9 protein-coding genes and 3 rRNA genes are annotated in these 13,113 nt (G+C 31.6%); 3 read left to right on the top strand and 9 right to left on the bottom strand.

Going from position 1 to position 13,113, the window contains the following annotated elements; genetic code table 4:
• Positions 1–19 precede the first annotated feature (19 nt).
• Complete coding sequence (locus AACL02_RS03195; protein WP_339042767.1) at positions 20–823, top strand: hypothetical protein; 804 nt, start codon at positions 20–22, stop codon at positions 821–823.
• 427 nt (positions 824–1,250) lie between these two features.
• Here the strand turns inward: AACL02_RS03195 and AACL02_RS03190 are convergent, their stop codons facing one another.
• Entirely contained in the window at positions 1,251–2,876 is a 1,626-nt protein-coding gene (locus tag AACL02_RS03190; RefSeq protein ID WP_339042766.1) for a hypothetical protein, read from the bottom strand.
• Between the two features lie 438 nt (positions 2,877–3,314).
• On the opposite strand from AACL02_RS03190, the gene AACL02_RS03185 reads away from it, so the two are divergent.
• Positions 3,315–4,112 (top strand): Pr6Pr family membrane protein, encoded by a 798-nt coding sequence (locus AACL02_RS03185; RefSeq protein WP_339042764.1) that lies wholly within the window; start codon positions 3,315–3,317, stop codon positions 4,110–4,112.
• Between the two features lie 62 nt (positions 4,113–4,174).
• Here the strand turns inward: AACL02_RS03185 and AACL02_RS03180 are convergent, their stop codons facing one another.
• The 8 genes from AACL02_RS03180 to AACL02_RS03145 all read right to left on the bottom strand — a co-directional run bounded on the left by AACL02_RS03180 (position 4,175) and on the right by AACL02_RS03145 (position 12,239).
• The gene (locus tag AACL02_RS03180) at positions 4,175–4,720 is read right to left on the bottom strand and encodes a hypothetical protein (RefSeq protein WP_339042763.1); all 546 of its coding nucleotides are present in this window, start codon (positions 4,718–4,720) and stop codon (positions 4,175–4,177) included.
• A gap of 45 nt (positions 4,721–4,765) precedes the next feature.
• A 5S ribosomal RNA gene (rrf, locus tag AACL02_RS03175) occupies positions 4,766–4,872 on the bottom strand.
• A gap of 82 nt (positions 4,873–4,954) precedes the next feature.
• A 23S ribosomal RNA gene (locus AACL02_RS03170) occupies positions 4,955–7,892 on the bottom strand.
• A 191-nt stretch (positions 7,893–8,083) separates the two neighbouring features.
• Positions 8,084–9,605: ribosomal RNA gene (locus tag AACL02_RS03165) — 16S ribosomal RNA — on the bottom strand.
• The 16S, 23S and 5S rRNA genes sit together here, the layout of an rRNA operon.
• Before the next feature lie 436 nt (positions 9,606–10,041).
• Positions 10,042–10,863 (bottom strand): IS1595 family transposase, encoded by an 822-nt coding sequence (locus tag AACL02_RS03160; protein WP_339042762.1) that lies wholly within the window; start codon positions 10,861–10,863, stop codon positions 10,042–10,044.
• A complete protein-coding gene (locus AACL02_RS03155) occupies positions 10,775–11,002 on the bottom strand; it encodes a hypothetical protein (protein ID WP_339042761.1) in 228 nt (75 codons plus the stop codon). Before AACL02_RS03155 ends, AACL02_RS03160 begins: the two co-directional genes overlap by 89 nt.
• Before the next feature lie 358 nt (positions 11,003–11,360).
• Positions 11,361–11,570: a 50S ribosomal protein L32 gene (gene rpmF / locus AACL02_RS03150; RefSeq protein WP_281747878.1), complete on the bottom strand. Its 210-nt coding sequence runs from the start codon at positions 11,568–11,570 to the stop codon at positions 11,361–11,363.
• 225 nt (positions 11,571–11,795) lie between these two features.
• On the bottom strand, positions 11,796–12,239 hold the full coding sequence (locus tag AACL02_RS03145) for a hypothetical protein (RefSeq protein WP_339042760.1): 444 nt from the start codon (positions 12,237–12,239) through the stop codon (positions 11,796–11,798).
• A gap of 18 nt (positions 12,240–12,257) precedes the next feature.
• Here AACL02_RS03145 and AACL02_RS03140 point away from each other — a divergent pair, with 18 nt between their 5' ends.
• Entirely contained in the window at positions 12,258–13,079 is an 822-nt protein-coding gene (locus AACL02_RS03140; protein WP_339042759.1) for an IS1595 family transposase, read from the top strand.
• Positions 13,080–13,113 lie beyond the last annotated feature (34 nt).

Below are 13,113 nucleotides of genomic sequence, written 5' to 3'. Positions count from 1 at the left end.
GAATTGTGAGTTGATCCATATGGGAATAAGAAAAAATATAGGATTTAAAAGTAAATTTTCTGATTTTTTACTTTGATCTGGGCTAATTATTGCTGTTATAGGTCTAATAATGCAATTTGCAATAGTTTTAATTGATTATAAACCAATAACAGTTGGAACACCTAATCCTCATAATTTATGAACTCCAGATGGCCCATGAGTTGGTATTTGAACAATGATTTCTACCTTTACTATTCAATCAAATTTTTTAGTTTTTCTTTTCTTTTGTTTTGTATTAACAAATCGTTTTCATGACAATCGCCCACAATTAGTTTTTGGGCGATTTTCATTAGCAATTACTGTTTATATTACCGTAACTCTTATCGTATTTTTTGCTGTATTATTTAAACCAATGATAAATAATTTAGATAGTAGTAATAGTATTAGCATATTAAATTTTATAAATACATTTTTATTACATTTAATAGTACCAGTGATAGTGATTTTATATTTTATGTTTTCTGCTGGTAAATACTACTGAAAACTCGGAAAACAAACATATCTTTGAATACCAATTATTTCTATTTACATGTTTGCATATTTAGGTTATACACTTGCTAAAGGAAATTTTGTTGGTTTTTTAAGAAAAGGAACGACAGAAATTGATTATTCATTTCCATATCCATTTTTAGATTTTCATAAAAGTTTAACTACTTTCTTTATTTATATCTTTGCAATTTTAATCTTATACATAATTTTGATGTTACTTTTTACTCTTTATAATAATATTCTTTATAAGAAAAATAATAAACCAATAGCAGCTTTAAGAGATACAAATTTTTAATGTAAAATAATTTATAAATAAAGTGTACTAGTTTATAAACTAGTACACTTTATTACTATTATTTATTATTTAAAAAATATTGAAAAATAATTGTAGGGAGGAATATATATTTGTGAAAAGTAAAATTTGAAATTGTATTATTTTTTTAAATATTATTTTGTTATTTTTTCCCTCCTTTTTCTTAATATATTTTATTTTAAAATTATATAAAAACTCCTTGTATAGCATATATAGCATACAAGGACTTAAAGTCAAATATAAAATTAAAACCGGCATTACTTAAATATTTTCTAAACATTTATAACTGCCATTTTTATTGTAACTCACTAAAAAGAAAAAACAAGTAATAACATTTTTTACACTTATCATTTTATATTTTTATATAATATATTGCATTTTAACAAGTACTACTTAAAAATAATAAACTTTATTTTAAATATTTCTTTTTACGAATAATAACAACAACTATTGTAATTATAGTTAAAAAACTAATAATGAAGCCACAAATGATAATAATATTTCAATTATTAACTAACATTTTAGTTGTTAATGGTATATTAACATCTCAGGGACGATCTGAATTATTACTTTGTAAATAATTAACATAATTTTGTTTAGTAATATCACCTTGATATTGAATAAATCATGATAAAAACTCACCAGCAGCATTATTTTTTAAATCTTCAATTTTAATACTATTATTAGTAGTACTATTTAAATATTGTTGAAAACCTGCTAATAAATTATTAGTTTTTTCAAAAAAATCAGTACAATTTGGAAAATTAGGTATTTTTGTATTGCTTCTATAAACAGTAATATATTGTTCAGAAGCGGCTTGACGTTGTAAGTCAGATGTATCTAAACCTATACAATAAACTTGAAAATTACTTCCTTGATTAAGAGTTAAATTATCACCATCTTTAATAGGTGTTCCTGAATCATTTTTTGCTTTTTGTAAAGTTTGTGAATCAACTTTTCATTTTAGTCAATGTTGTTGTGAATCACTAATATTTACTTTAGCTTTCTCAATAGCTTTATTCATAACTATTAATGTATTTTTATTATCTTGTGAATTATTTTGAACTAAATATTGAGGTGTAATTACAGGATTTTCTTTAACTTTTTCATCACTAATAGTAATAAATTGAATATTTGAACTATTATTTGTTAACTTAATAGTTTTACTATAGCCACTATCTTTAACACTAACATTAAAACTAGTTGATTTTAAATGATCGTCTGGTTTATGATTTAATATTGCATAACTAACTGAACCATTATCAAAAACTTCATCATTTTTATCATTTATTAATAATTGTTCATTCCTATCATTTTTATTTTTTGCTAAAATAGCTAACATTGGTTGATTAGTATCATTGGGATTACAATTATTAAGTGGTAAAATTGCTAACCGATCTTGAACGCTTTTATGACTATTTAAAAAATCATCGCTTCGTTTAATCATATAAGGAATACTAAAATAATTATTAAAATCTGCCCTAGGATTTACCGTTGCAAAAATACCATTGTTAATCTGTGCTGGTAAACTATTATCATGGTAACCAACATAAACATAACCAAAACTAGCAATATCATTAAAACTTTGTTTAGCAACACTACGACCAATAACTTTATCAGTAAAATATTTAATACCATTATCTGGTAAGATATTATTAGCTTTGTTTTCGATTTGTTCCTTAAATTTCTTATTAACTTCTTTACTAATATCATCATTTGAATTATTATTAACCTTATTAATAAGGTCTGATCAATCATTAAATTGTTCTGTTATTACTTCTTTATGCAATCTAATAAAATCTTCATACTTATTATTAATTGAATTTCAAGTATTGGCTTCACTAATTAAATTTTTATTATTTTCCTTAACAGTAATATGAAACCCAGAAAGTTTGTTACTGTCATTAACAGTAATAATATTAGATTGATGATTAGTAACTATCATTAAACTACTAGTAAGAGATAATGCCAAAGCCAAACTTATTGTTTTAAAACTTTTAGTTTTAAAAAAACTAAAAGATAAGAAATTTGTCATTATGATTACTCCTTTTTTACCTATTATTTGTGTTTATAATTATAATATTAAATTAAGTATATTTAATTAAATACTTAAAATCTTAGTTTTAATAAAATAAAACTAAGGATATATAATCAATTATTAAACTTTTTGTTAAATCAACATATATAATTTTAATAATTATATAATTACTTATATATTCATTAAAATTATAAGGATAAAATTATATCCTTAACATTAATAATAAACTTTATTACCAAAAAATCAAGATTAAATAATTAATAAGTTAATTTTTTTAACTTATTAAGTGTTTTAAATAATCAGTTAGTAAATATTAATAGTGATAAGAAAAAACTTGATATACTAAATAAGTAGCATATTCAATCATAATAAAAAATTAAATTTCCTATCAAAAATTTAATTAAATTTAATTCTAATATAAATAGGAGAAAAAATATGAATTGAAAAAATAGTAGTGAATACCGATTAAAAAAAAGAAATCTTATTAAATTTATTTGACTTTTATTTGGTCTACTTATTATTTCTTTATTCTTAATTTTTGATTTAATAATTACTATTAATTATCCCAATGCTTTCATTGTTCCTAATGTTGATAAACCAACTGAAAGATTGGCAATTTATTATTTTTATTTTACAACTCAAACTAATTATTTAGTACTCATTTATTTATTTGCTTTTTTATTTGAAAGTAAATTTAAAGAAAATTCAAAACCAAGTTTTTATATTTTATTAAGCATTACTATTTATATTACAATTACAATGTTAGTATTTTGAATAGGTATCATTAGTAATAGCCAAGAAAGAAGTAAATATGGAACTGATATTTATTTATGATTTAAAACAATAATTCTAAATCTAATTATGCCAATTGTTATGATTTTAAATTTTGCTTTATCATGTGGACGTGATTTTTATTCACTAAAAAATCATCATAAACTTTATATGTGATTTATTTTATTTTATCCTTGTTTTTATGTAGTAATGGTAATGGTTCGTGGTGTACTACGTGTTAAACAAGGAGAAAATATTAATACTTGTTATCCTTACTTTTTTTTCAACTACCAAAAATATGGTGTAGGAGTATTAGTTACTGCTATTATTTTTCTGTTAATTATTAGTATTGGTTTACAATACCTTTATTTATGAATTAATAACATACAATATAAAAAAAAGCATGATGATGATAAACCAAATTTTCCAATCATTACTTATCCTTATGGTTTTAAATTATAAAAAATAAAATAAGGATTTTAATTTCTAAAGCCTTATTTATACAATTTATTAAATATTTTTAATTATTCATTTACCATAGAAACTACTTCTTCTGGTTTATTAGTAACTGGAAGATATTTACCAATAATTAATAATACACCTGAAGCAATATTAAGTCCTAAAAAAATAATATTAATACCACTAATAAAATTAAAATTTGATGAAAACATAACTATTAAAGAAAAAACTGCTAAAACCAAAGTTACAATTCCAACAGCTAAACCACTATTAGCATTTCCTTTTAAAATATTATTGCACATAATAATTATTGCAATTGAAAATCCAATAGTAATTAAAAGTCCAAAAATCAATCCAACAATAAATATTGTACTAACTCCTGATGTTAATGAAGTGTGATCATATTTTGTAAAACTTTTAAAAATGACACTACTTGCTGTTGCTAAAATAATTGTAATAATTACACTTCAAATAATATTTATAATATTTGTTATGAATCCAATTTTAGCTCCAATATATAATTTTTTATCTAATTTCTTTTCAACCTTATCCATTTTTTCTCCTTTTTTCTTAAAATCTTTTTTACATTTTAATACTCTCAATCTTAACATAAAAAAAATTTAAATTTTAAATTAAATACTAACACAAACAAAAAAATTTGGCATCGTGCTATTTTCCCATTGCTGGTATTTTCGCCGCTGGAGTGCTTAACTGCTGTGTTCGAGATGGGAACAGGTGTGACCACTCCGCCATGGACACCAAATAGTTTAGCAATTGCTCCCTAAAAACTAGAAACAGACATCTTTAAATTTGATTACTTTTGATTTGCAATAGAGAATATATTCTTCAATAAATGCTCGATCTATTAGTATCAGTAAGCTGAACATATCACTATGCTTACACACCTGACCTATCAACCTTGTAGTATTCAAGGGATCTTACTTCTTTCGAATGAGAAATCTCATCTTGGAACTGACTTCGCGCTTAGATGCTTTCAGCGCTTATTCATGCCCTACATAGCTACCCAGCTGTGCCACTGGCGTGACAACTGGTGCACCAGAGGTAGGTCCATTCCGGTCCTCTCGTACTAGGAACAGCTTTCCTCAAATTTCTTGCGCCCACGACAGATAGGGACCAAACTGTCTCACGACGTTCTGAACCCAGCTCGCGTACCGCTTTAATGGGCGAACAGCCCAACCCTTGGAAGCGACTACACCTCCAGGATGCGATGAGCCGACATCGAGGTGCCAAACCTCCCCGTCTATATGAACTATTGGGAGAGATTAGCCTGTTATCCCCGGGGTAACTTTTATCCGTTGAGCGACGGCCTTTCCACACAGCACCGCCGGATCACTAAGCCCAACTTTCGTTCCTGCTCGACTTGTATGTCTCGCAGTCAAGCACCCTTTTACCTTTGCGCTCTACATATGATTTCCATTCATATTGAGGGTACCTTTGGGCGCCTCCGTTACTTTTTAGGAGGCGACCGCCCCAGTCAAACTACCCACCAGACACTGTCCTTAGACCAGATTATGGTCTCAAGTTAGAATTTCAATATAGCAAGGGTGGTATCCCAATGGTGACTCCATGCCTACTAGCGTCTGCATATCAACGTCTCCCACCTATGCTGTACAAACTAAACCAAAATTCAATATCAAGTTGTAGTAAAGCTCCACGGGGTCTTTCCGTCTAATCGCGGGTAACCTGCATCTTCACAGGTACTAAGATTTCACCGAGTCTATAGCCGAGACAGCGTCCGGATCGTTACGCCTTTCGTGCGGGTCAGAACTTACCTGACAAGGAATTTCGCTACCTTAGGACCGTTATAGTTACGGCCGCCGTTCACTGGGGCTTCAGTTCAAAGCTTCGCTTACGCTAACAAATCTCTTTAACCTTCCAGCACTGGGCAGGCGTCACCCCCTATACATCGTCTTACGACTTAGCAGAGAGCTGTGTTTTTGCTAAACAGTCGCCCGGACCTCTTCACTGCGACTCATATTGCTATGAGCTCCCCTTCTCGCTAACTTACGGGGTTATTTTGCAGAGTTCCTTAGCTATAGTTATCTCGCTTGCCTTAGGATATTCTCCTTGACCACGTGTGTCCGTTCTCGGTACAGGCACCATGGTGATGTCTTTAGAAACTTTTCTTGGAAGTATGGCATCAAATGCTTCGTTACTAAGCGAACCGTTCACTCCCCATCGTACTTCAAGGTTAACGCTGTGCGGATTTGCCTACACAACCCTCTTTGTACTTAGCCCAGCACTACCAACCACTGGGACATTTTAGCCTTCTCCGTCATTCCATCAGTCACCATGGTGGTACAGGAATATCAACCTGTTATCCATCGACTACGCCTTTCGGCCTCGCCTTAGGTCCTGACTAACCCTGGGTGGACGAACCTAGCCCAGGAAACCTTGGTCAATCGGCATGAAGGATTCTCACCTTCAATCGTTACTCACGCCGGCATTCTCACTTCTAAACGCTCCACTAGTCCTTCCGGTCTAACTTCGTCGCAGATTAGAACGCTCCCCTACCGCCCACAATATATGTAAACATATATATAGACCCATAGCTTCGGTACAATGCTTAGCCCCGGTACATTTTCCGCGCAGAATCATTCGACTAGTGAGCTGTTACGCACTCTTTAAAGGGTGGCTGCTTCTAAGCCAACCTCCTAGCTGTCTGAACAATTCCACATCGTTTTCCACTTAGCATTGATTTGGGGACCTTAGCTGATGATCTGGGCTGTTTCCCTCACGTCCATGGACCTTATCACCCATAGACTGACTGCCAGATATGTAACAATGGCATTCGCAGTTTAATTGCATTCAGTACCCCGAGGTGGGGCCATCATACATTCAGAGCTTTACCTCCATTGCACTAATTCTGACGATAGTCCTAAAACTATATCGGGGAGAACCAGCTATCTCCAGGTTCGATTGGAATTTCACCGCTAGCCACAAGTCATCCACAGTCTTTTCAACGAACGTTGGTTCGGTCCTCCATTAACTGTTACATTAACTTCAACCTGCTCATGGCTAGATCACCTGGTTTCGGGTCTACGACCACATACTAAACGCCCTATTCAGGCTCGCTTTCACTTCGGCTCCGTCTTTTCAACTTAACCTTGCATGTAATCGTAACTCGCCGGCTCATTCTACAAAAGGCACGCCGTCACCCATTAACGGGCTCCGACTTGTTGTAAGCATATGGTTTCAGAAACTATTTCACTCCCCTCTCGGGGTACTTTTCACCTTTCCCTCACGGTACTGGTTCACTATCGGTAATTGGTTAGTATTTAGCCTTACGCAGTGGTCTGCGCAAATTCCGACAAGGTTCCACGTGCCTCGCCGTACTCAGGATACTGTCAAGAGATTTATACATTTCGCATACTGGGCTTTCACCATCTATGGCGTTGCTTCCCAACAACTTCTGCTATATATAAATTTTGTAACTATTCATAGGTCGAACCTAATAGACAGTCCTATAACCCCAGTCTGACGACTCGTTTAGGCTGCTCCCTTTTCGCTCGCCGCTACTAAGGGAATCGCATTCGCTTTCTTTTCCTCTAGGTACTAAGATGTTTCAATTCTCTAGGTATCACTCTGCACAACTATGAATTCATTGTACAGTACTATCTGATTAAAGATAGTGGGTTTCCCCATTCGGACATCTCCGGATCAAAGCTTATTTCCAGCTCCCCGAAGCTTATCGCAGGTAATCGCGTCCTTCATCGTCTTCCAATTCCAAGGCATCCACCATACGCTCTTAATAATTTATTTTTAGAATATCCTATTGCAAGATAAAAATTATCTTATTTTTTTAAAAGATGTCTATTATCCAGTTTTTAAAGAACAATTGTTCAGAGAAAACAATCCCTGAAAACTAAACAGAACAAAAGAAGTAATCCAATAAATCATCCATCTAATTTTTCTTGTTGTCTTGGTTTCTTATTAGAAACTAAACTCCATAGAAAGGAGGTGATCCATCCCCACCTTCCGGTAGGGATACCTTGTTACGACTTAACCCCAATCATCAACCCTGCCTTTGGCAGCTCCCTCCTTGCGGTTAGGACACCGACTTCTGGCATTGCCAACTCTCGTGGTTTGACGGGCGGTGTGTACAAGACCCGAGAACGTATTCACCGCGACATTGCTGATTCGCGATTACTAGCGATTCCGACTTCATGAAGTCGAGTTGCAGACTTCAATCCGGACTGAGACTGACTTTTTGAGATTTGCTTGACCTCGCGGTTTAGCGACTCTTTGTATCAGCCATTGTAGCACGTGTGTAGCCCAGGTCATAAGGGGCATGATGATTTGACGTCGTCCCCACCTTCCTCTAGCTTACACTAGCAGTCTCCTTAGAGTCCCCAACTTAATGCTGGCAACTAAGGACAAGGGTTGCGTTCGTTGCTGAACTTAACCAAACATCTCACGACACGAACTGACGACAACCATGCACCACCTGTATCCTTGTTAACCTCTACTATATCTCTATAGCTTCGCAAGGTATGTCAAGACCTGGTAAGGTTCTTCGCGTTGCTTCGAATTAAACCACATGCTCCACCGCTTGTGCGGGTCCCCGTCAATTCCTTTGAGTTTCACTCTTGCGAGCATACTACTCAGGCGGAGTACTTAATGCGTTAGCTACAGCACTGCCTCATGGCAACACTTAGTACTCATCGTTTACGGCGTGGACTACTAGGGTATCTAATCCTATTTGCTCCCCACGCTTTCGTGCCACAACGTCAGTAATAGGCCAGTTAGCCGCCTTCGCCACTGGTGTTCCTTCATATATCTACGCATTCCACCGCTACACATGAAATTCCACTAACCTCTCCTATACTCTAGTAATGTAGTTTCCAAGGCGGTTAGGGGTTGAGCCCCTAAATTTAACCTCAGACTTGCAAAACCGTCTACGCACGCTTTACGCCCAATAAATCCGGATAACGCTTGCCACCTATGTATTACCGCGGCTGCTGGCACATAGTTAGCCGTGGCTTTCTGGTAAGGTATGGTCGATACTAAAATCATTTCCTATTCTAGCACTTCTTCCTTTACAACAGACCTTTACAATCCGAAGACCTTCATCAGTCACGCGGCATTGCTCCATCAGGCTTTCGCCCATTGTGAAAAATTCCCTACTGCTGCCTTCCGTAGAAGTTTGGGCCGTGTCTCAGTCCCAATGTGGCCGTTCATCCTCTCAGATCGGCTACGCATCGTTACCTTGGTAAGCCATTACCTTACCAACTAGTTAATGCGCCGCATCCCCATCAATTAGCGAAGCAAATGCTCCTTTCATTATTTATCATTGCAAATAAATAACATATGCGGTATTAGCTGTCGTTTCCAACAGTTATTCCCCACTAAATGGTAGGTTAGATACGTGTTACTCACCCGTTCGCCACTAAAGTATTGCTACTTTCGTTCGACTTGCATGTATTAGGCATGCCGCCAGCGTTAATCCTGAGCCAGGATCAAACTCTCAATAAAATTGTTTTTGTTAAAAGATGATGTCTGACTTATTTAATTTTTAATAAAAAATTGACGGATTAATTCTTGTTCTATTTAGTTTTCAAAGATCGTTTTTTCTAGTTTGTAACCCATTTATTTTTGGGACAATAACAATAGTACAACATGCCATAATTATTGTCAACCTAATTATCATAAAAAAACATTATTTTTTTAAAATTAAAATCATTAAAATTTTTTATAAAATTAAAAAAATAAAATATTATTTATTCTACTAAAAATTTAATAGTAATATAATCACTCTTAATTGTTAATTGATATTGACCAATACCAATAAAGTCATACAACTTTAAAGCAAGATTTTTAAATTTTTTAGGCTTTTATCCCTTTATGTACTATTTTAATTTTATCACATAAATGCTGAGAAAAGCCTATCTACGGACTTCTCCCCACATTTTTAAATCAAACATAGAATTACAGTTTCAAAACTAGGTATCTTGTTGAATTTATATGCAGCTACTTTAGCATATAAATGAACATGATGTTTTGCAACTTTGATATGTGTTTTAAATGTTCTTCTTATATGTTTTCAAACTGATTCAATTTGGTTGGTATTTACACCAATTTTTGAAACATAGCCATCTTGATGGTTAACTGTTTCATGCTTAGTGAAAACTGATTTAAAATCGCAATATCCTTTTCAAGAATCAGTATATACAAGACATTTTGAAGAAATGTGGTTTTTTGCAAACTGCAAAAGATTTTTACTCTTTGCGTTTTTCAATACTTTCACAATTAAATTATTGGTTGTTTTTTGATAAATGCCAACAATCAAGGTTTTATTCACCAAGGATCTTCCTTGTTTTTTAAAACCCATATGTGAAAGATACATTTCATCAATTTGCACTGTACCTTCAACAATAAATTGAGGTTTTTGTTTTGCAATACGTGTTCTGATTTTATTAGTCATTCTTCAAGCAGTTTTCAAAGTCACTCCCAATTCTTTTGCAATATCTGTTGATGGAATTCCATGTTTGGTGTTTATTCATCTAAAGATAAGATAAAACCAAGATGTTAAAGATGTTTGTGACCTTGAAAATATGGTGCCTGTGAGAATGCTAAATGTTTGATTACATTTTAAACATCTCATTCTTTTTAAATCAGAAGTATTCAAATTAAAATTAAAACACCTAATACATTTGTTTTCTTTCAAATTTGCTATATATGCAAGACATTGCTGTTCAGTTTGAAAAGCATTGTTGAATTCATTCATTTTCATTATTCCCTCCACAAGTACATGTGGGGAGAAGTCCGTTAAAATTAAAACACCTAATACATTTGTTTTCTTTCAAATTTGCTATATATGCAAGACATTGCTGTTCAGTTTGAAAAGCATTGTTGAATTCATTCAGTTTCATTATTCCCTCCACAAGTACATGTAGGGAGAAGTCCGTTTTTCAATTAAAGTATTATTTAGTTGTTTAACTAAATAATGATCAATTTCTTTAATTAATTCTTTTTCATCATTAATATGTGATGTTTGGAAGTTATTGCTAATATCATCACTAATCTTTAATAATAAATCATAATAACCCTTATTTTTAATACTCTACACTTCCTAATAAATAGTGTCTATTTTAATAAATTATAATCTATATTTTAATATATTATTAACTATTATAAAATAATTTTGTAAAGTAAAAAAACTCTAATATTTAAAATAATATTTTAAATAAATAATGAGGAAGGTAATCTAAGATAAGATATATTCATATTTTATTTTTTTTCTGTTGATGATGTTTTTTCTGCTTGTAATGGATTAGTAATACTTACACCTTTGTATGTCTTGCATTTCATACAGGCATGATGTGGTTTAGTAATTGCTCCACAATTTAAACAGTTAGTTGTAGTTGTTGCAGATAAACTATCATGGGCACGACGTGTATTTTTACGCATTTTTGACGTTCTTCTTGCTGGTACTGCCATAGTCTGTTGCCTCCTTACTTTAGTATCTCATAAATTATATATTGATTTATCAGAAAAATCTATTTTTTTTGATAAGTTTTTCAAATTTTTGGAAATAAAATACTAATAAATCAAATATTTTATTTGGAATGATAAAAAGATTGGTGAAATATTTAAAAATAGAATGTAATTATGAGAAACTGCTTATTTTTTACTATAAAAAATTACCATTTTAAACAGTTTTTTCTAAAAATTTTCTATTTCTAAAATTTTTATTAATTCAATAATTTCTTTACCTTGAATTAATATTCTTCCATTTTTATAGTGCGTTAATGTTCAAAAATTCACCTTTTGATATATATTTTCTATCAAAACATTATTATTTACTTTTTTAAACTCTTTAATTTTATCTATTTTTTTAACATTTACTAGATTTACATGTGTAACATGTGTATTCTTTGTTGTTTTTACTTCATCTTTTTCAATTATTTTTTTATTATGATAATCTTCATAATATCATATTAGGTTATTATTTAATTCCCAGTCATTAATAAAATTTATAGGTTGTGAATGTTCAGGATAATTTTTTTTTACAAAAATTATATTATCAATATAATCTGCCATTTGAATATCTAAATTTGTTTTAGAATCTAAATATTTTACATTTAATTTTCGGACTTCTCCCCACATGTACTTGTGGAGGGAATAATGAAACTGAATGAATTCAACAATGCTTTTCAAACTGAACAGCAATGTCTTGCATATATAGCAAATTTGAAAGAAAACAAATGTATTAGGTGTTTTAGTTTTAATTTTAATACTTCTGATTTAAAAAGAATGAGATGTTTAAAATGTAATCAAACATTTAGCATTCTCACAGGCACCATATTTTCAAGGTCACAAACATCTTTAACATCTTGGTTTTATCTTATCTTTAGATGAATAAACACCAAACATGGAATTCCATCAACAGATATTGCAAAAGAATTGGGAGTGACTTTGAAAACTGCTTGAAGAATGACTCATAAAATCAGAACACGTATTGCAAAACAAAAACCTCAATTTATTGTTGAAGGTACAGTGCAAATTGATGAAATGTATCTTTCACATATGGGTTTTAAAAAACAAGGAAGATCCTTGGTGAATAAAACCTTGATTGTTGGCATTTATCAAAAAACAACCAATAATTTAATTGTGAAAGTATTGAAAAACGCAAAGAGTAAAAATCTTTTGCATTTTGCAAAAAACCACATTTCTTCAAAATGTATTGTATATACTGATTCTTGAAAAGGATATTGCGATTTTAAATCAGTTTTCACCAAGCATGAAACAGTTAACCATCAAGATGGCTATGTTTCAAAAATTGGTGTAAATACCAACCAAATTGAATCAGTTTGAAAACATATAAGAAGAACATTTAAAACACATATCAAAGTTGCAAAACATCATGTTCATTTATATGCTAAAGAAGCTGCATATAAATTCAACAAGATACCTAGTTTTGAAACTGTAATTCTATGTTTGATTTAAAAATGTGGGGAGAAGTCGGAAATGTTTAGTAATC

This window comes from Spiroplasma endosymbiont of Apeira syringaria (assembly GCF_964020205.1).
Classification (GTDB): domain Bacteria; phylum Bacillota_I; class Bacilli_A; order Mycoplasmatales; family VBWQ01; genus Spiroplasma_E; species Spiroplasma_E ixodetis_A.
Note: the sequence above shows the minus strand (reverse complement) of the source record. Positions and strands in the feature narration are given on the sequence as shown.